General features: G+C 69.8%; 16 protein-coding genes, 1 tRNA gene and 2 rRNA genes (1 of these 19 only partly in view). 11 read left to right on the top strand and 8 right to left on the bottom strand.

The window, feature by feature from the left end; all coding sequences use genetic code 11:
- The 4 genes from EXE57_RS04380 to EXE57_RS04365 all read left to right on the top strand — a co-directional run.
- Positions 1–2,197 (top strand): 23S ribosomal RNA (locus tag EXE57_RS04380); it begins 949 nt to the left of the window's first position.
- A gap of 126 nt (positions 2,198–2,323) precedes the next feature.
- Positions 2,324–2,440 (top strand): 5S ribosomal RNA (gene rrf, locus EXE57_RS04375).
- 65 nt (positions 2,441–2,505) lie between these two features.
- Positions 2,506–3,408, top strand: a complete 903-nt coding sequence (locus EXE57_RS04370; RefSeq protein ID WP_244246992.1) for a tetratricopeptide repeat protein — start codon at positions 2,506–2,508, stop codon at positions 3,406–3,408.
- Between the two features lie 144 nt (positions 3,409–3,552).
- A complete protein-coding gene (locus tag EXE57_RS04365) occupies positions 3,553–4,065 on the top strand; it encodes a DUF3145 domain-containing protein (RefSeq protein WP_135074350.1) in 513 nt (170 codons plus the stop codon).
- A 12-nt stretch (positions 4,066–4,077) separates the two neighbouring features.
- Here the strand turns inward: EXE57_RS04365 and EXE57_RS04360 are convergent, their stop codons facing one another.
- From EXE57_RS04360 to EXE57_RS04330, 7 genes are all read right to left on the bottom strand, one after another.
- Entirely contained in the window at positions 4,078–4,458 is a 381-nt protein-coding gene (locus EXE57_RS04360; protein ID WP_135074348.1) for a hypothetical protein, read from the bottom strand.
- A gap of 76 nt (positions 4,459–4,534) precedes the next feature.
- The gene (locus EXE57_RS04355; RefSeq protein ID WP_135074346.1) at positions 4,535–5,971 is read right to left on the bottom strand and encodes an acyl-CoA carboxylase subunit beta; all 1,437 of its coding nucleotides are present in this window, start codon (positions 5,969–5,971) and stop codon (positions 4,535–4,537) included.
- Positions 5,968–7,209 carry a beta-ketoacyl-ACP synthase II gene (gene fabF / locus EXE57_RS04350; RefSeq protein ID WP_208542964.1) on the bottom strand — a complete coding sequence of 414 codons (1,242 nt, stop codon included), beginning with the start codon at positions 7,207–7,209 and terminating at the stop codon, positions 5,968–5,970. Before fabF ends, EXE57_RS04355 begins: the two co-directional genes overlap by 4 nt.
- A gap of 56 nt (positions 7,210–7,265) precedes the next feature.
- The gene (locus tag EXE57_RS04345) at positions 7,266–7,511 is read right to left on the bottom strand and encodes an acyl carrier protein (protein WP_135074342.1); all 246 of its coding nucleotides are present in this window, start codon (positions 7,509–7,511) and stop codon (positions 7,266–7,268) included.
- A gap of 41 nt (positions 7,512–7,552) precedes the next feature.
- A complete protein-coding gene (locus tag EXE57_RS04340; RefSeq protein WP_135074340.1) occupies positions 7,553–8,566 on the bottom strand; it encodes a beta-ketoacyl-ACP synthase III in 1,014 nt (337 codons plus the stop codon).
- Positions 8,566–9,750: an acyltransferase domain-containing protein gene (locus EXE57_RS04335; RefSeq protein ID WP_135074338.1), complete on the bottom strand. Its 1,185-nt coding sequence runs from the start codon at positions 9,748–9,750 to the stop codon at positions 8,566–8,568. Before EXE57_RS04335 ends, EXE57_RS04340 begins: the two co-directional genes overlap by 1 nt.
- Before the next feature lie 80 nt (positions 9,751–9,830).
- Entirely contained in the window at positions 9,831–11,030 is a 1,200-nt protein-coding gene (locus EXE57_RS04330) for a PucR family transcriptional regulator (RefSeq protein WP_244246991.1), read from the bottom strand.
- A 109-nt stretch (positions 11,031–11,139) separates the two neighbouring features.
- Between EXE57_RS04330 and EXE57_RS04325 the strand changes: the two genes are divergently transcribed.
- Positions 11,140–12,081 carry an alpha/beta fold hydrolase gene (locus EXE57_RS04325; RefSeq protein WP_135074336.1) on the top strand — a complete coding sequence of 314 codons (942 nt, stop codon included), beginning with the start codon at positions 11,140–11,142 and terminating at the stop codon, positions 12,079–12,081.
- A gap of 34 nt (positions 12,082–12,115) precedes the next feature.
- Here the strand turns inward: EXE57_RS04325 and aceE are convergent, their stop codons facing one another.
- Positions 12,116–14,836, bottom strand: a complete 2,721-nt coding sequence (gene aceE, locus EXE57_RS04320) for a pyruvate dehydrogenase (acetyl-transferring), homodimeric type (RefSeq protein WP_244247073.1) — start codon at positions 14,834–14,836, stop codon at positions 12,116–12,118.
- Positions 14,837–15,066: 230 nt separating this feature from the next.
- Between aceE and EXE57_RS04315 the strand changes: the two genes are divergently transcribed.
- The 6 genes from EXE57_RS04315 (at position 15,067) to EXE57_RS19610 (ending at position 18,819) form a co-directional block, all read left to right on the top strand.
- Positions 15,067–15,519 (top strand): DUF3052 domain-containing protein, encoded by a 453-nt coding sequence (locus EXE57_RS04315; protein ID WP_244246990.1) that lies wholly within the window; start codon positions 15,067–15,069, stop codon positions 15,517–15,519.
- A 33-nt stretch (positions 15,520–15,552) separates the two neighbouring features.
- The gene (locus EXE57_RS04310; protein ID WP_208542963.1) at positions 15,553–17,184 is read left to right on the top strand and encodes an AMP-binding protein; all 1,632 of its coding nucleotides are present in this window, start codon (positions 15,553–15,555) and stop codon (positions 17,182–17,184) included.
- A gap of 18 nt (positions 17,185–17,202) precedes the next feature.
- Positions 17,203–17,667, top strand: a complete 465-nt coding sequence (locus EXE57_RS04305; protein ID WP_135074329.1) for a peroxiredoxin — start codon at positions 17,203–17,205, stop codon at positions 17,665–17,667.
- Positions 17,668–17,833: 166 nt separating this feature from the next.
- Positions 17,834–17,905: transfer RNA gene (locus EXE57_RS04300), tRNA-Val, on the top strand.
- A gap of 101 nt (positions 17,906–18,006) precedes the next feature.
- On the top strand, positions 18,007–18,300 hold the full coding sequence (locus tag EXE57_RS04295) for a hypothetical protein (protein WP_135074327.1): 294 nt from the start codon (positions 18,007–18,009) through the stop codon (positions 18,298–18,300).
- A 120-nt stretch (positions 18,301–18,420) separates the two neighbouring features.
- Positions 18,421–18,819, top strand: a complete 399-nt coding sequence (locus EXE57_RS19610; protein WP_167305815.1) for a hypothetical protein — start codon at positions 18,421–18,423, stop codon at positions 18,817–18,819.
- Positions 18,820–18,843 lie beyond the last annotated feature (24 nt).

Genomic DNA, 18,843 nt, shown 5'->3' with positions numbered 1-18,843 from the left:
TCTTGCCGGAGGTAGAGCACTGGATAGCCGATGGGCCCGACCAGGTTACTGACGTTAGCCAAACTCCGAATGCCGGTAAGTGAGAGCGCAGCAGTGAGACGGCGGGGGATAAGCTTCGTCGTCGAGAGGGAAACAGCCCAGACCATCAGCTAAGGCCCCTAAGCGGTGACTAAGTGGAAAAGGATGTGGAGTCGCAGTGACAACCAGGAGGTTGGCTTGGAAGCAGCCACCCTTGAAAGAGTGCGTAATAGCTCACTGGTCAAGTGATTCCGCGCCGACAATGTAGCGGGGCTCAAGTCATCCGCCGAAGCTATGGCATTCACACGTACAGCTCAGCGCCTGCCTTCGTGGTGGGTGTTCAGGTGTGTGGATGGGTAGGGGAGCGTCGTGTCGGCAGTGAAGCTCCGGAGTGATCCAGGGGTGGAGACGACACGAGTGAGAATGCAGGCATGAGTAGCGAATCACGGGTGAGAAACCCGTGCGCCGAATGATCAAGGGTTCCAGGGTCAAGCTAATCTGCCCTGGGTAAGTCGGGACCTAAGGCGAGGCCGACAGGCGTAGTCGATGGACAACGGGTTGATATTCCCGTACCGGCAACGTAGCGCCCATGACGAGCCCGGTGATGCTAACCACCCAAAGCCTTCCGTGACCGCACCTTCGGGTGTAGGGCGGGGGGTGGAGCGTGGGACCCGATCCGGTAGTAGTCAAGCGATGGGGTGACGCAGGAAGGTAGCCCAACCACGGCGATGGTTGTCCGTGGCCAAGGATGTAGCACGAGCCCTAGGCAAATCCGGGGTTCTCACTTGGATGTGGAGTGTGAGATCTGATGGGGAGCCACTAGGTGAAGTGGGTGATCCTATGCTGTCGAGAAAAACCTCTAGCGAGCTATGCGCCGCCCGTACCCCAAACCGACTCAGGTGATCAGGTAGAGAATACCAAGGCGATCGAGCGAACCATGGTTAAGGAACTCGGCAAAATGCCCCCGTAACTTCGGGAGAAGGGGGACCCGAACCGTGAACACCCTTGCGGTGGGAAGCGGGGAGGGTCGCAGAGACCAGGCCCAAGCGACTGTTTACTAAAAACACAGGTCCGTGCGAAGTTGTAAGACGATGTATACGGACTGACTCCTGCCCGGTGCTGGAAGGTTAAGAGGACGAGTCAACTCACTTGTGGGTGAAGCTCAGAATTTAAGCCCCAGTAAACGGCGGTGGTAACTATAACCATCCTAAGGTAGCGAAATTCCTTGTCGGGTAAGTTCCGACCTGCACGAATGGAGTAACGACTTGGGCGCTGTCTCAACCATGGACTCGGCGAAATTGCACTACGAGTAAAGATGCTCGTTACGCGCGGCAGGACGGAAAGACCCCGGGACCTTTACTATAGTTTGGTATTGGTGTTTGGTTCGGCTTGTGTAGGATAGGTGGGAGACTGTGAAACCTCGACGCCAGTTGGGGCGGAGTCAACGTTGAAATACCACTCTGGTCGTACTAGATGTCTAACCTAGGACCATGATCTGGTTCAGGGACAGTGCCTGATGGGTAGTTTAACTGGGGCGGTTGCCTCCTAAAGAGTAACGGAGGCGCTCAAAGGTTCCCTCAGCCTGGTTGGCAATCAGGTGGCGAGTGTAAGTGCACAAGGGAGCTTGACTGTGAGACAGACATGTCGAGCAGGGACGAAAGTCGGAACTAGTGATCCGGCCACGGCATGTGGAAGCGTGGTCGCTCAACGGATAAAAGGTACCCCGGGGATAACAGGCTGATCTTCCCCAAGAGTCCATATCGACGGGATGGTTTGGCACCTCGATGTCGGCTCGTCGCATCCTGGGGCTGGAGTAGGTCCCAAGGGTTGGGCTGTTCGCCCATTAAAGCGGCACGCGAGCTGGGTTTAGAACGTCGTGAGACAGTTCGGTCCCTATCCGCCGCGCGCGCAGGAAACTTGAGAAAGGCTGTCCCTAGTACGAGAGGACCGGGATGGACGAACCTCTGGTGTGCCAGTTGTCCCGCCAGGGGCACCGCTGGTTAGCTACGTTCGGAAGTGATAACCGCTGAATGCATCTAAGCGGGAAGCACGTTTCAAGATGAGGTTTCCCACCCCCTCGAGGGGGTAAGGCCCCCACCAGAACAGTGGGTTGATAGGCCGGAGGTGTACAGCAGCAATGCCCAGCCGACCGGTACTAATAGGCCGAGGGCTTGTCCCACACACCACCAGAACAATTACTGCGTGTTCGCGTCCACTACCCAGATCCCGACCAACAAACCCACCCCGAGCAGCCACAACAGCTCACCGGGGCGGAACAGACAACAGAAGAGTTGGTCAACAGAGTTACGGCGGCCATAGCGAACGGGAAACACCCGGACCCATCCCGAACCCGGAAGTTAAGCCGTTCAGCGCCGATGGTACTGCACCCGAGAGGCTGTGGGAGAGTAGGACGCCGCCGGACATACACTTGGTGGAGGCCACCCGATTCCGGGTGGCCTCCACGTCATTTACCCCGAGGAGTGAGCAGTGGCGCAGGATCGATCCAGGCGTCCCGCGGCCGGGGGTTCCCAGCCGCGTCGCAGTGACAGCAGTGGCCGGCCGCGCGGGGGCGAGTCCGGCGGACGGCCGCGCAGCGGCCAGGGCAGCAGTCGGTCGGGCCAGCGTCAGGGCGGCGGCGACCGCCGTCCGCCGCGCCAGGGTGACTGGAAGCGCCCGAAGGACGAGCAGGGTCCTCGCACGAGCGACCAGGAGAAGTACGACGGCCCGCCGCTCCCCGAGGAGATCACCGGCAAGGAGCTCGACCGCTCGGTCGCAGCCCAGCTGAAGGGCCTCCCGGAGAAGCTGGCCCACCGGGTGGCGCGCCACCTGGCTGCCGCCGGCCTGCTCATCGAGGAGGACCCCGAGACGGCCTACCAGCACACGCTGGCGGCCCGGGCCCGTGCCTCCCGGCTCGCCGTGGTGCGCGAGGCCGTGGGGGAGGCGGCGTACGCCTCCGGTCACTACGCCGAGGCGCTCAGCGAGCTGCGTGCCGCGAAGCGGATGAACGGTGCGACCGCCTACCTGCCGATCATGGCCGACTGCCACCGTGCCCTCGGCCGCCCCGACGACGCCCTGAAGCTCGCCAAGAGCCCCGGTGTGGCCTCGTTCGGCCCCGAGGCCAAGGCCGAGATGACCCTCGTGGAGGCCGGCGCGCACCGGGATCTCGGGCGGATGGATGCCTCCCTGCGCACGCTCGAGCGTGCGCCCCTGGCGTCGAAGAGCCGGTCGCCCTGGGTGGTGCGGTTGCGCTACGCCTACGCCGACACCCTCGAGGCAGCGGGCCGGGAGAACGACGCCCTGGCGTGGTTCCACCGGACCCACGCCATCGACAGCGGCGAGATCACCGACGCCGCCGCTCGTGCGGAGGCGCTCGAGAAGAAGCAGGGCTGATCTCACCGGTTTCACTGGTGCTCAGCGGCCCCATGGGCCACAATGGACTTCACAACTACACACGTGTGACGCACCACGGACCACACGGCTTCGACGAGATCGCTGGGGAAGGCGTACCTCGCGCCGAAGCTGAAGGAGGTCACGGTGTCCACACGCACCACCACTGCAACGAGGGGCGTTCTCTACGTCCACTCCGCGCCGTCCGCGCTGTGCCCGCACATCGAGTGGGCCGTGGGCGGCGTGCTCGGCGTGTCCGTGAACGTCGACTGGACGCCGCAGCCCGCCCAGGCGGGCAGCTACCGGGCTGAGCTCTCCTGGTCGGGGTCGCCCGGCTCGGGTGCCCAGATGGCCTCGGCGCTGCGTGGCTGGAACCACCTGCGCTTCGAGGTCACCGAGGAGCCGACCGCCTCGACGGAGGGCGCCCGCTACAGCTACACGCCGGAGCTCGGTGTCTTCCACGCCGTCACGGGTCTGCACGGGGACATCATGATCCCGGAGGACCGGCTGAAGGCAGCCGTGGTGAAGGCGGCGCTCGGCGACACCACGCTCGTGGCCGAGGTCGACAAGCTGCTCGGCAAGCCGTGGGACGACGAGCTGGAGACCTTCCGTCACGCGGGCGAGGGCGCCCCGGTGCGCTGGCTGCACCAGGTCGTCTGACCGGAGGACTGCTCAGCCGGCGCGCCGCAGCCGGAACCGTGACGGCTCCACCCAGTGGACGTCCTGCTCGAAGCCGCGCGTGATCGTCAGCTTGCCCCGGATCGTGAACCTGCCCGGGCGGGTGCTGGTCCGACAGACCTCGAAGCGTCCGCGTCCGCGCACGCGGTCGGCGTCCGAGAGCTTGCCCACGGTGCCGAGGCCCTGACCCCGGGGGCCGCGCAGGAAGAACTCCGCGGCCCAGTCGTGGGGGCCGGGCCGGACGCGGTAGCGGAACGGGTAGTGGGCACAGCCGCGCTCGAGCACCTCGTCTCCTCGCCAGACCCGCCCGTAGTCGCTGCCGCCGGCACCGGCCGGCGACGCCACGAGCAGGGTGCTGCCGAGAACGAGTGCCACGAGCACTCTCGTCAGAGCCATCTGATCGACCTCCGGAGGGCCCAACGCCGGAGTGTGACCGACGTTACGGAGCCCCTCAGAGGGGGATGTTGCCGTGCGCCCCGCGTCGTACGCCGACCGTCTGGACGGCCTCGTCGATGGCGCGGGCGATGGCCGACCGCGTGTGGGTGGGCTCGACGACCTCGTCGACGACCCCGATCTCCACCGCCCGATCCACTCCGCCGGCGATCCGTTCGTGCTCGGCGGCCAGCTCGGCCTCGACCTGGGGACGGATGTCGGGGGAGACCTCGGCGAGCTTGCGGCGGTGCAGGATCCGGATCGCGGCGACCGCTCCCATCACGGCCACCTCGGCACCCGGCCACGCCAGCACCCGCGTGGCGCCCAGCGAGCGCGCGTTCATGGCGATGTAGGCGCCGCCGTAGGTCTTGCGCGTCACCAGCGTGACCCGCGGCACGACGCACTCGCCGAAGGCATGGAGCAGCTTCGCGCCCCGGCGTACGACGCCGTCCCACTCCTGGCCCACGCCCGGGAGGTAGCCGGGCACGTCGACCAGGACGATCAGCGGCACCCCGAAGGCGTCACACATCCGGACGAAGCGGGAGGCCTTCTCGGCCGAGAGCGAGTCCAAGCATCCACCCAGCCGCAGCGGGTTGTTGGCGACGACGCCCACCGTACGGCCGCCGAAGCGGCCCAGCGCGGTCACGATGTTCGGGGCCCACCGCGCGTGCAGCTCCTGCATGGTGCCCTCGTCGAGGACCGACTCCACGAGCGGGTGCACGTCGTAGGCGCGCTTCTTGGACTCGGGGAGCAGCTCGGCGAGGTCGCGGTCCTCGACCGCCGCCACGTCGACCGCGCCCTGCGAGCCGAGCAGCGAGGCGACGGTCCGGGCCCGCTGCAGCGCCTCCTCCTCGGACTCGGTGAGGACGTGGACCACGCCAGAGCGACGCCCGTGGGGCTCGGGGCCACCGAGCCGCAACATGTCGACGTCCTCGCCCGTCACGGAGCGGACCACGTCGGGACCGGTGACGAAGATCCGCCCCTCGGGTCCGAGGATGACGACGTCGGTGAGGGCCGGGCCGTAGGCGGCACCGCCGGCAGCAGGGCCGAGCACCACCGAGATCTGCGGGATCCGCCCGGACGCCTGGGTCATGATGTGGAAGATCCGGCCCACCGCGTGGAGGGACAGCACGCCCTCCGCCAGCCGGGCGCCGCCGCTGTGCCAGAGCCCGATGATCGGGACCCCGTCGGTCATCGCGCGGTGGTAGGCGTCGACCACGACCCGGCAGCCGACATCGCCCATCGCGCCGCCCATGACGGTGGCGTCGGAGCAGAAGGCCACCACGCGGGTGCCGTCGACGCTGCCGACCGCGGCCAGCATGCCGCTGTCGTCGTCGGGCGTGACCAGCTCCAGGGTTCCCTCGTCGAGGAGCGCCGTGAGTCGGCGTACGGGGTTGCGCGGGTCCTGCTCGCGGGGGAGCTTGGCCGGCTTCGCCGGTGCCGGGGTCTGGGTCATGAGGTGCTCCCGAAGGCCACCGCGACGTTGGCGCCGCCGAAGCCGAAGGAGTTGTTGAGGGCCACGATGTCGCCGGCCGGGAGGTCACGCGGCTTCGTGGCGATGTCGAGCTCGACCTGCGGGTCCTGCTCGTCGAGGTTGATCGTGGGGGGCGAGGTCCGGTGGTGGATCGCGAGGATCGTCGCGATCGCCTCGAGCGCACCCGCACCGCCGAGCAGGTGCCCGGTCATCGACTTGGTGCTGGTCACGACCACCTCGGAGACGTGCGACCCGAGCGTCGCGTGGAGCATCAGCCCCTCCGCGATGTCGCCCTGCGGGGTCGAGGTCGCGTGGGCGTTGACGTGGACGATGTCGTCGCCGCTGATCTGCGACTCCGCGATCGCCCGCAGGATCGCCCGGGAACCGCCCCGACCGGCAGGGTCGGGCTGCGCGATGTCGTGGGAGTCGGCGGTGATGCCGGCGCCGAGCACCTCGGCGTAGACCCGGGCGCCGCGCGCTCGCGCGTGCTCCTCCGACTCGAGGACGACCACGCCCGCTCCCTCACCGAGCACGAAGCCGTCCCGCCCGGTGTCCCACGGCCGCGACACCGTGGTGGGGTCGCCGGCGTTCTTGGAGAGCGCCATCATGTTGGCGAAGGCGGCCATCGGCAGCGGGTGGATCGCCGCCTCGGTGCCGCCGGCGACGACGACGTCCGCGCGGCCGAGGCGGATCTGGTCGACGGCCAGCGCGATCGCCTCGTTGCCGGAGGCACAGGCGGAGACCGGGGTGTTGACCGCGGCCCGGGCTCCGATGAGGAGACTGATCTGCGCTGCCGGGGCGTTGGGCATGAGCATCGGCACCGCCAGGGGAGAGACCCGCCGGGGGCCCTTCGCCTTGAGCACGTCGTAGTTGTCGAGCAGCGTGTTGACGCCGCCGATGCCGGAGGCCATCGCCACCCCGAGCCGGTCCCCGTCGACGTCCGACCCCTCGAGGCCGGAGTCACGCCACGCCTCCATGGCCGCGACCATGGCGAACTGCGAGGACCGGTCCAGGCGGCGTGCCTTCACCCGCTCGAGGACCTCGGTCGGCTCGACCGCCACCCGGCCGGCGATCTTGACCGGCATCTCCTCGGCCCACTCCTCGGTGAGGGGGCGGACTCCGGAGCGGCCGGCCAGCATGCCGTCCCAGGTGCTCGCGACATCGCCACCGAGCGGGCTGGTGGTGCCCATTCCGGTGACCACGACTCGGGTGTGACTCATCAGCAGACTCGTTCCTCGTGCGTACGACGGCGGGTGGTGGGCGGGTGGGGCTCGGCTCAGCCCTGGGCGCGCTCGATGAAGGCGACGGCGTCGCCGACGGTCTTGAGGTTCTTGACCTCGTCGTCGGGGATCGAGACGCCGAACTTCTCCTCGGCCGCCACGACGACCTCGACCATCGAGAGCGAGTCGACGTCCAGGTCGTCGACGAACGACTTGTCGAGCTGGACGTCGTCGGCGTCGACGCCGGCGACCTCGTTGACGATCTCGGCGAGGTCGGCGCGGATCTCTTCGGTGGTGGCCATGTGCTGGGTTCCTTCTCTCTGTGGTGGGTGTCGGGTGCTGCTCAGGGGACCGTCACGACCTGCGCGGCGTACGCCAGGCCGGCTCCGAAGGCGATGAGGAGCGCGACGTCGCCACTGCGGGCGTCGCCCTCCTCCATCATCCGGTGGAGCGCGAGCGGGATCGACGCCGCCGAGGTGTTGCCCTGCTCGGCGATGTCGCGGGCGATCTTGACCCGCTCGGGGAGCTTCATGGAGCGCGCCATCGCGTCGATGATGCGCATGTTGGCCTGGTGGGGCACGAACAGGTCGAGGTCGTCGACCGAGATGCCCGCACGGTCCAGCGCCTGCTGGCCGACCTTCGCCATCGCGAAGGATGCCCAGCGGAAGACGGGGTTGCCCTGCATCACCAGGTGCGGCATCACGCCGCTGCCGGGTGCGGTGGGCGTGCCGACCACGTCGCGCCAGTCCTCCTTCTGGCGGATCAGGTCGAACTGCTCGCCGTCGGAGCCCCAGACCACCGGGCCGATGCCGGGGGTCTCGCTCGGGCCGACCACGACGGCGCCCGCGCCGTCGGCGAAGATGAACGCGGTGCCGCGGTCGTAGAGGTCCGTGATGTCGCTGAGCCGCTCGACGCCGATGACCAGCACGTGGCCGGCACTGCCCCCCTTGACCATGTCGGCGGCCAGGGAGACCCCGTGGCAGAAGCCGGCGCAGGCGGCCGAGATGTCGAAGGCGGCAGCGTTCTGGGTGCCGAGCTCGTGGGCGACGGCGGTCGCGACGGCCGGGGTCTGCAGGAGGTGCGTCACGGTCGCGACGATCACGCAGTCGACCTGCTCCGGCTGGATGCCCGCCCGCTCGAGGGCCTCGCGGGACGCCGCGACCGACATCAGCTGCACGGTCTCGTCGGGCGCGGCCCAGCGGCGCTGCTTGATCCCGGAGCGCTGCTGGATCCACTCGTCGCTGGACTCGATGGCGTCGACGACCTCGGAGTTGGGGATCACCCGCGAAGGTCGGTAGGCCCCGACGCCCAGGATCGAGGCGTGCGGCGCTCCGGCGCTGCCAGCGATGCTCGTCATCAGGAGCTCCCCTCCGGGTGCAGGCGGATCAGTGGTTGACCGGGGGAGACCAGGTCGCCGTCCTCGACGAGCCACTCGACCACCTGGCCGCCGTGGGCCGCCACGATGCGGGTGCGGTCGCGTGAGGTCGCGACCTCACCGATCGGCGTGCCGGGCGCGAGGACGTCGGTGCCGGCCGCCTCCGCGGACTGGTGGAAGGTGCCCTTGCCGGGCGAGACCACCATCCGCCAGGTCGGGGACGTGTCGATGGGGGAGGCCTCGCCGTGCTTCTGGACGAACGCCCGCGCGTCGTCGAGCTGGTCGGGGGTCTTGAGGGCGAAGGTCTCGACACCCTTGAGCGCCCGCTTCGCGATCCCGGTGAGCGTGCCGGCCGGGGGCATCTCGAGCACCCCGGTGACGCCGGCATCGGCCATCGTCTCCAGGCAGAGGTCCCACCGGACGGGGTTGGCGATCTGGCCCACGATCCGGGCGAGCACGTCCTGACCGTCGTGGACGACCTGGCCGTCCTTGTTGGAGATCACGGGCGTGCGCGGGTCGTGCACCGAGACCGAGCGGGCCAAGGAGGCCAGCCTGCCGACGGCCGGGCCCATGTGCTCGGTGTGGAAGGCGCCTGCCACGCTCAGCGGCATCAGGCGGGCCTTGGCGGGCGGAGCGGCTGCGAGCGCCTCGAGCTGCTCGAGGGTGCCGGCCGCCACGATCTGGCCGGGGCCGTTGTCGTTGGCGGCAGTGAGGCCGTGACCCGCGAGCGCCTCGAGGACCTCGTCGCGGTCCCCGCCGAGGATCGCGGTCATGCCCGTCGGGGTCGCCGCGGCCGCCTCGGCCATCGCGTTGCCGCGCTCGCGCACCAGCACCATCGCCTGCTCGGCGGTGATCACGCGGGCGCCGGCCGCCGCGGTCAGCTCCCCGACGCTGTGCCCGGCGACGCCGCCGATCATCGAGAAGGCGTCTGCCGGGTGGGGGAAGAGCTCGAGGGCCGCGACCAGGCCGGTGGCGACCAGCAGCGGCTGCGCGATGCGCGTGTCACGGATGGTCTCGGCGTCGGCCTCGGTGCCGTAGTGGACCAGGTCGATGCCGGCGACGGTGGCGAGCCACTCGAAGCGCGAGGCGAACGTACGGTCCTCGAGCCAGGGGGTCAGGAAGCCGGGGGTCTGGGCGCCCTGCCCGGGCGCGACGATGACGAGCACGAGGTCCACTCTGCCGTCGCGGACCCCGGCCGCGCGCCTCCGGCGCGCACGAATCGAGGCCTGCGAGTCTTGTAGGGTTCCTACAAAGAATCGTGACGCCCGGACTGCCGCCCGAGCACCAGCGCGATGTGGAGGGCGAAGGCGTCGCGCGGCTCGGACGGTGAGAAGCCCGTCAGGTCGGCCACCTGTCGCAGCCGGTAGCGGACCGTGTTGGGGTGGACGTACAACGCCCGGCCGGTGGCCTCCAGCGACGAACCGGTCGCCAGGTAGGTCGTCAGCGTCTCGACCAGGGTCTCCCTGGCCCGCGAGAGCGGGAGGTAGACCTCGTCGACGAGGTGGCGCCGCGCGTGACCGTCGCCGGCCAGCACCCGCTCCGGCAGCAGCTCCGAGCTGCGAACGGGGCGGGGAGCGTCCGGCCACCCCGCGGCCGCGCGGTGGGCGGCGAGGGCGGCGCGGCCCGAGCGGTGCGCGAGCTCGAGCCCGTCGACCACCGGCCCGACCACGACCGGGCCCGTGCCGAACAGCTCGGCCAGCCCGCTTGCTGCCTTCCCGCTGTCGCTGACCCCGCCGAGCAGCACGACCAGCCGCTCACCCTGGGTCGCGCAGAGGGCGTCCATCCCGGCCCCGCGGGCCACCCGGCGGATCTCCTCGAAGACGTCGGTCTCGGTACGCCGGGTCGGGGCCTGTCCCAGCACGACGCAGACCTCGCCCCGGTCGGACCAGCCCAGCGCGCTGGCGCGGGACATGACGGCCTCGTCGGCCTCGCCGCGCAGCACGCTGTCCACGACCAGCGCCTCCAGGCGGGCGTCCCAGGCGCCGCGGACCTCGGCGGCGCGGGCGTACACCTCGGCCGTGGCGAAGGCGACCTCGCGGGCGTAGCGCAGCACGGCCGCGTGGGTGTCGGCCGCGTCGGCCGGGTCGACGATGTCGTCGATGTTGCTCTCGACGACCTCGATCGAGAGCTTCACGAGGTCGACGGTCTCCTGGAGCGTGATGACGCCGGCCAGGGCGCGCGGTGCGGCGCCGAAGACGGCCGCGGCCAGGCCGCTGCCGGCGGGGACCGGCTCGCCGCTGTGGGAGTACCAGTCCACGAACCCCTTGATGCCGGCCTGCACGATCAGCCCGACCCAGGACCGGTCCCCGGCACTGAGGTCGCGGAACCACTCCAACTCCGACTCCATCCGGGTGGTCGCCGCGGTGCTCAGCGAGCCGGTCGCGCGGGTCAGCGCTCCGGCGGCTCGCTCGCGCCGGGGACCCGCGGTGGGGCGTGTGGAGGACACGCGTGCGAGGCTAGTGGAGCCGGATCCCTTGCGGAACACAGGGTTTCCGGGCCCCGAACGCGCGGAACGTCTGGTTGAATCATGGACGTCCACGACGAGAGGCTGGCGGATGCCGCAGTCGCAGCACGAGGTCTCCTACCTCACCATCCACGGACACCGGCGCGCGTTCGTGAAGGTCGGGAGCGGCCCGGTCCTGCTCCTGCTGCACGGCCTCGGCTGCGACCACACCACCTGGGCGCCTGTGATCGACACGCTCGCGCGGCGCTACACCGTGATCGCTCCCGACCTGCTGGGCCACGGCCTCTCCGACAAGCCGCGTGCGGACTACAGCGTCGGCGGGTACGCCAACGGGATGCGTGACCTCATCACCTGCCTCGGCATCGACAAGGTGACCGTGGTCGGCCACAGCTTCGGCGGGGGAGTGGCGATGCAGTTCGCCTACCAGTTCCCGGAGCGGACCGAGCGGCTGATCCTGGTGGCGAGCGGTGGGCTCGGGCCGGAGGTCAGTCCGCTGATCCGCTCGATCACCACGCCGGGCTTCCACCCCCTGATGGGGGTGCTGACGCTGCCCGCCGTGCGCCACGTCGGGAAGCTCGGCCTGCGGACGCTGGCCAAGGTCCCGTCACGCCACACCCGCGACCTCGACGAGGTCGCGGAGATCTACGACTCCTTCCGCGACCCCGCCGCGCGTCACGCGATCCGGCACGTCGTGAAGGCGGTCGTCGACTGGCGTGGCCAGATCGTCACGATGGCCGACCGCGCCTACCTGACCCAGAGCATGCCCATGGCCGTCCTCTGGGGGGAGCACGACCACGTCATCCCGGTCACCCATGCAGCACGGGCCGCGGCGCTGGCGCCGGGTGCGCGCGTCGAGGTGATCCCCAACGCCGGGCACTTCCCCCACAAGGACCACCCGCAACGCTTCGCCAAGATCGTCCACGAGTTCGTCCGCTCGACGCCGGCGGCGAGCTATTCGCGGGCGCGCTTCCGGGCACTCCTGCGCAGCGGCCGCCAGAGCGAGGCCAGCGACACGCTTGCCGGCTCGGCCTGAGCCTGCCCCCGACGAGCGCCCGGCGACGACGCCGTCAGGCGTCGCCACCCTCCTGCGCGACGTCGGCCACCGCGGTGGGGTCGTCGATCCGGTAGCGGGCGAACGCCTCGGTCACCTTGTCGCGGGACACCTCGCCCGCGTCGGCGAGGGCCTGGAGCGTCTGCACGACCACCGACTGCGCGTCGATCCGGAAGTAGCGCCTGGCCGCCGGACGGGTGTCGGCGAACCCGAACCCGTCGGCGCCGAGCACCCGGAAGTCGCCGGGGACCCAGCGTGCGATCTGCAACGGCACCGCCCGCATGTAGTCGGACACCGCCACCACCGGGCCGCGGGCGTTCCGCAGCCGGTCGGTGACGTACGACGTCCGGGCCTCCTGGTCGGGGTGGAGGAGGTTCCACTCCTCGGTCGAGACCGCGTCGCGGGCGAGCTCGTTCCAGGACGTCACCGACCAGGTGTCGGCCGTGACGCCCCACTCCTCGCGCAGCATCCGGGCGGCGTCGTCGACCCACGGCATGGCGACGCCGGACCCCATCAGCTGGACACGCGGTCCGTCACCCTCGCCGGTGCCGACCTGGTGGAGTCCGCGCAGGATCCCGTCGACGTCGACGTCCCCGGGCTCGGCCGGCTGGCTGATCGGCTCGTTGTAGACGGTGATGTAGAAGATGACGTTCTCGGCGTCCGCGCCGTACATCCGCTCGAGCCCCGACTGCATGATGTGGCTGAGCTCGTAGGCGTAGGCAGGGTCGTAGTGGACGACCGCCGGGTTGGTCGCCGCGATCAGCGGCGAGTGGCCGTCGGCGTGCTGCAGGCCCTCGCCCGTGAGCGTGGTGCGGCCGGCGGTGGCCCCGATCAGGAAGCCGCGCGCGAGCTGGTCGGCCATCGCCCACACGGAGTCGCCCGTGCGCTGGAACCCGAACATCGAGTAGAAGATGTAGAACGGGATCATCTGCTCGCCGTGCGTGGAGTACGCCGACCCCGCGGCGGTGGCGGAGGCCATCGACCCGGCCTCGGAGATGCCCTCGTGGAGCATCTGGCCCTGCGCCGACTCCTTGTAGGACAGCAACAACTTGCGGTCGACCGACTCGTACTGCTGGCCGCCCGGGTTGTAGACCTTGGCACTGGGGAACATCGAGTCCATGCCGAAGGTGCGGTACTCGTCCGGCGCGATCGGGACCACCCGGTCGCCGATCTCGGGGTCCTTCATCCAGTCGCGGAGCAGCCGCACCAGCGCCATCGTCGTGGCGACCTTGTTCTTGCCGGACCCCTGCTTGAGGTCGGCGTAGACGGCGTCGCCGGGCAGCTTCAGCGGGCTGGAGCGGTCGACGCGGCGAGGCAGCGAACCACCGAGGGCAGCCCGACGCTCGAGCATGTACTGGATCTCGGGCGCGTCCTTGCCCGGGTGGAAGAACGGCGCGATCTCGGCGGCGTCGATCTCCTTGTCGCTGATCGGCAGGTAGAGCCGGTCGCGGAACTTCTTCAGGTCGTCCTTGGTCAGCTTCTTCATCTGGTGGGTGGCGTTCTTGCCCTCCAGGGCGTCGATCGTCCAGCCCTTGATGGTCTTGGCCAGGATGACCGTCGGCTGACCGCTGGTCTTGGTCGCGGCGTCGAAGGCGGCGTACACCTTGCGGTAGTCGTGGCCGCCGCGCGGCAGCTTCTCGATCTGGCTGTCGGTCATGTGCTCGACCATCTGCCGGAGCCGCGGGTCGATGCCGAAGAAGTGGTCGCGGATGTAGTCGCCGCCCTCGGTGGAGTACGTCTGGTACTGGCCGTCGGGGGTGTTGTTCATCCGGTTGACGAGCACGCCGTCGACGTCGCGGGCCAGGAGCTCGTCCCACTCCCGTCCCCACACGACCTTGATGACGTTCCAGCCGGCGCCGCGGAACTGGGCCTCCAGCTCCTGGATGATCTTGCCGTTGCCGCGCACCGGCCCGTCGAGCTGCTGGAGGTTGCAGTTGACGACGAAGACGAGGTTGTCGAGCTCCTCGCGCGCGGCCAGGCCGATCGCGCCGAGCGACTCGGGCTCGCCCATCTCGCCGTCGCCGAGGAAGGCCCAGACGCGCTGGTCGGCGGTGTCCTTGATGCCACGGTTGTGGAGGTAGCGGTTGAACCGCGCCTGGTAGATCGCGTTGAGCGCCGTCAGGCCCATCGAGACCGTCGGGAACTCCCAGAAGTCCGGCATCAGCCGCGGGTGGGGGTAGGACGGGAGCCCGTTGCCCGGCCCGTGCTGGACCTCCTGGCGGAACCGGGAGAGCTGCTGCTCGGTGAGCCGACCCTCGAGGAAGGCCCGGGCGTAGATCCCGGGGGACCCGTGGCCCTGGATGTAGATCTGGTCGCCGCCGCCGGGGTGGTCCTTGCCGCGGAAGAAGTGGTTGAAGCCGACCTCGTACAGGCTCGCCGCCGACTGGTACGTCGCGATGTGGCCGCCGACCTCGAGGCCCTTGCGGTTGGCGCTGGAGACCATCACCGCGGCGTTCCACCGGATGAAGGCCCGGATCCGGCGCTCGATCTCCTCGTCGCCGGGGAACCAGGGCTCCCGCTCCGGGGGGATGGAGTTGATGTAGTCGGTGCTGCGCAGTGCCGGGACGCCCACCTGCTTCTCGCGGGCCCGCTCGAGGAGCCGCAGCATGACGTAGCGGGCGCGGTCCCGGCCGCGCTCGTCGACCATGCCGTCGAAGGAGTCGAGCCAGTCGGCGGTCTCGTCGGGGTCGATGTCGGGGAGCTGCGTGGGGAGTCCCTCGTGGATGACGGAGGGCACCGAGGGGGCATCCGCGCGGGCGCCCGAGTCAGGGGTCGTGTCGTCGCTCACCGGCCCATCGTTGCACGCGCACGAACACCGGAAAATCTACCGAGCGGTAGCGACCGGAGCGCGGACACGTGGACCGGTGACGACGCCGTGGGTTGCGCGGTCGCCCCAACTCCGGTGGACTACTGCCCACCTTGTGCGCCCGTACGAACGAGCGGGTGCCAGTGATGGATGGAGGAACCGTGAGCTCGACCGCGGGCAGCGATGCCTCGCAGACCCCGGCGGAGCAAGTGGGGCCGCCCGGACCGGCCGCCCGCCTGGGCCTGAGCAAGGGCATGGTGGTCCAGGAGCTCGGCTGGGACGCCGACACCGACGACGAGCTGCGGGTCGCCATCGAGGACGCCATCGACGCCGACATGGTCGACGGCGACTACGGCAACGTGGTCGACGCCGTGGTGCTGTGGTGGCGCGAGGAGGACGGCGACCTGGTCGACGGCCTCGTGGACTCCCTGACCGACCTGGTCGGGGGAGGGGTCATCTGGCTGCTCACCCCGAAGGTCGGCCGACCCAACTCCGTCGACGCCTCCGACATCGCCGAGGCCGCGCCCGTCGCCGGCCTCGCGCACACGACGACGGTCTCCGTCAGCAAGGACTGGTCGGCCACGCGGCTGGTCGCCCCTCGGACGCCGGCGTAACCCGGGATGTCGGTCGCGCGTTCGCGAGACATCATGCAGACACTCAGCAACGTCACCACGAGCCTGCGCGTCCTCGGCCGCTCCGGCATCATCCGCCCGTACGCCCCCAGCAAGCTGCTGGGCCTGGGCCTGACCCTGCGACGGTGGGGGACCGGCCCGGCCGGCGGCTTCGCCAGCCTCGCGATCCGCGAGCCCGACCGGATCGGCCTCGTGGACGAGCTCGGCGAGCTGACCTTCGGTGAGCTGCAGCGGCGGAGCAACGCGCTGGCGCGCGCGCTGGCCGAGCGCGGGGTCCGGGAGGGCGACTCGGTGGCGGTGATGTGTCGCAACCACCGCGGCTTCGTCGACGCCACGATCGGCGTCGCCAAGCTCGGGGCGGACCTGCTCTACCTCAACACGGCCTTCGCCGGGCCGCAGCTCGTCGACGTGCTGGAGCGTGAGAAGCCGTCCGTCGTGATCCACGACGAGGAGTTCACGGGGCTGCTGGAGAAGGCCGACGTGGCGCAGCGGATCCTCGCCTGGACCGACACCGACCCCACGTCGGAGACGCTCGAGCAGCTGATCGCCGCCCACGACGACCACGACGTCGACCCGCCCGAGCGGCACGCGCGGATCGTGATCCTGACCTCCGGCACCACCGGCACCCCCAAGGGCGCCCCGCGCAACGAGGCCGGCATCGACGCCGCCGTCTCGTTGATGTCGCGGCTGCCGCTCCGCCGGGGCTGGCGCACCCACATCGCGGCACCGCTCTTCCACACCTGGGGCTTCGCCCACCTCGCACTGGCGATGCTGCTCGGGTCGACGGTGGTCCTGCGCCGCAAGTTCGACCCCGAGGGAGCGTTGGCGACGACGCAGGACGAGCGCTGCGAGTCGATGGTGGTCATCCCCGTGATGCTGCAGCGGATCCTCGCGCTGCCGGAGGAGACGCTGGCGGCGTACGACCTCGGGCGGGTGCAGGTGGTGGCGGCCTCGGGCTCCGCCCTGCCCGGCAACCTGGCCCTGAGCTGGATGGACCACTTCGGTGACCACCTCTACAACATCTACGGCTCGACGGAGGTGGCCTACGCCAGCATCGCGACGCCCGAGGACCTGCGAGAGGCGCCGTCCTCGGCAGGCCGGCCGCCGCACGCCACCGTGGTGCGGATCCTCGACGAGGACGGGCGCCCGGTGCCCGACGGAGGGACCGGACGGATCTTCGTCGGCAACTCGATGCTGTTCGAGGGCTACACCGGCGGCGGCAGCAAGGACGTGGTCGACGGCCTGATGGCCACCGGCGACGTCGGGCGGATCGGCGAGGACGGCCGACTCTACGTCGACGGGCGGGACGACGAGATGATCGTCTCCGGCGGCGAGAACGTCTTCCCGAAGGAGGTCGAGGACTGCCTCGTCGGTCACGACGCGGTCGCCGAGGCGGCAGCGCTCGGGGTCGACGACGACGACTTCGGCAAGCGGCTGCGGGCCTTCGTGGTGCTGCGTGAGGAGGGGTCGGTCTCCGAGGACGACCTCAAGGAGCACGTGAAGGCCAACCTGGCCCGCTACAAGGTGCCCCGGGAGATCGTGTTCCTCGACGAGCTGCCGCGCAACGCAACCGGGAAGATCCTCAAGCGGGACCTCGCCGAGCACGAGCCGGACGAGGGTCCCACGGAGGAGTCCGCCGGGGCCTGATGCGAGGATGGGTCCACCATGACCGGACTCTCTCTCGGTGGCCCCGCGCCCGACTTCACGCTGCGCGACCAGTTCGGGCAGGACGTCACGCTGTCGTCGTACCGCGGCACCAAGGCGGTGGCGATCCTGTTCTTCCCGTACGCCTTCTCGGGCGTCTGCACGGGCGAGATGTCGGAGATCCGCGACCGGCTCGACGAGTTCATGACCTTCGACACCGAGGTCGTGGCCATCTCGTGCGACCCGGTCTACTCGCTGCGCGCGTTCGCCGACCAGGACGGGCTGAACTTCCCGCTGCTCTCCGACTTCTGGCCCCACGGCGAGGTGGCGCGCGCCTACGACGTCCTCGACGAGTCGAAGGGCTCCCCGCGGCGGTCGTCGTACGTCGTGGACCGCGACGGCATGGTCCGCTGGTCGGTCCACAACGCGATGCCGGAGGGGCGCGACCTCGACGAGCACCTCAAGCAGCTGCGCGCACTGGTGTAGACCAGTTCCGAGAAGATTCAAGGAAATCGTCGGATCCCGCGACAGCCCTTGAGCGGTCTGCCTATGCTTCTCCCTGTCGAGCCGCTGGTGACCCGAGACGCCAGCGGCTCGACCTTTTTCTTGTCCCGGGGCGGCTCCCGTAGTCTGTGCCGCGCCGGCAGGCCCGGCGTCGGTAGCTCAGCGGTAGAGCACTCGGTTTACACCCGAGCGGTCGGCGGTTCGATCCCGTCCCGACGCACCCTCGCCCTCATGAACGGGCACTCATCTCGCACTCACGGTGCGATCACCCCCGCTCGGCACGGTCCTTCCTGACAACTCACCTCAGGAAGGACGTCCATCATGCGCAGGACCATCATCCTCGGAGCGGTCGGCGTCGCCGGCGTCGTGACCGTCGGGCTGCTCGCCCTCCCGATCGCCTCGGCCGTCACCGACGACGCCCCGGCCGGCAAGCGCGACGACCGCGCCGAGATCCTCCCCGTCGAGGAGGACGAGGACCCCGACGACACCACCGACCCCACGGGACCGGGCACGCAGGACCGCACCGGTCCGGGCACGGTCGACCAGTCGTACGACGGTGACGACTCGGTGTCCGGCCTCGGCGACGACCACTCCGCCACCGGCACCGGCGACTGACCGGTGCCCTTCTCCGGTCGCCGCGGGCACCGGATGAGAGGGATCTCATCCGGTGCTCATGGGGGCCTCACCGCGCGGCACGACAGTGGTGCCACCACCCCACGAAAGGGACGACTCCCCATGAAGAAGACCATCACCTTCGGTTCCGTCGGCATCGCCGGCCTCGTCACCGTCGGCCTCCTCGCACTGCCCGTCACCTCCGCCGTCGCCGACGACGACGCGGCCATGAAGCGCGACGAGGACACCCCCGACGTCGTGCTCGTCGCGGACGAGGACGACGACGACACCAACGACCGCCTGGCCGGCACCAACACCGGCGGCGAGACCCGCTCGCGGGAGACCAGCGGCGACAACAGCAACGACGGCACCAACAGCAAGTCCTCGGCGGTCAGCCGCGACCGTGACCGCAGCCGCGGCGACAAGACCCGCGACTTCACCAGGGACGGAGCCGGGGACCGGACGCGCGACTGGTCGGCCAACAAGACCAACGACCGCTCCCGCAACGACACCCGTCGCTGATCCTCCGGCCCCCAGGAGTCACCC

It is taken from the genome of Nocardioides euryhalodurans (genome assembly GCF_004564375.1).
GTDB classification, from domain to species: Bacteria; Actinomycetota; Actinomycetes; order Propionibacteriales; family Nocardioidaceae; genus Nocardioides; species Nocardioides euryhalodurans.
The sequence above is the reverse complement of the archived record's forward strand: the minus strand, read 5'-3'. Positions and strand labels throughout refer to the sequence as shown.

Excerpts from the sequence above, each read along its gene's own strand:
- EXE57_RS04355 (WP_135074346.1), bottom strand. The coding sequence starts at position 5,971 with ATGACCCAGACCCCGGCACCGGCGAAGCCGGCCAAGCTCCCCCGCGAG.
- fabF (WP_208542964.1), bottom strand. The coding sequence starts at position 7,209 with ATGAGTCACACCCGAGTCGTGGTCACCGGAATGGGCACCACCAGCCCG.
- EXE57_RS04345 (WP_135074342.1), bottom strand. The coding sequence starts at position 7,511 with ATGGCCACCACCGAAGAGATCCGCGCCGACCTCGCCGAGATCGTCAAC.
- EXE57_RS04340 (WP_135074340.1), bottom strand. The coding sequence starts at position 8,566 with ATGACGAGCATCGCTGGCAGCGCCGGAGCGCCGCACGCCTCGATCCTG.
- EXE57_RS04325 (WP_135074336.1), top strand. The coding sequence starts at position 11,140 with ATGCCGCAGTCGCAGCACGAGGTCTCCTACCTCACCATCCACGGACAC.
- EXE57_RS04310 (WP_208542963.1), top strand. The coding sequence starts at position 15,553 with ATGCAGACACTCAGCAACGTCACCACGAGCCTGCGCGTCCTCGGCCGC.
- EXE57_RS04305 (WP_135074329.1), top strand. The coding sequence starts at position 17,203 with ATGACCGGACTCTCTCTCGGTGGCCCCGCGCCCGACTTCACGCTGCGC.
- EXE57_RS04295 (WP_135074327.1), top strand. The coding sequence starts at position 18,007 with ATGCGCAGGACCATCATCCTCGGAGCGGTCGGCGTCGCCGGCGTCGTG.
- EXE57_RS19610 (WP_167305815.1), top strand. The coding sequence starts at position 18,421 with ATGAAGAAGACCATCACCTTCGGTTCCGTCGGCATCGCCGGCCTCGTC.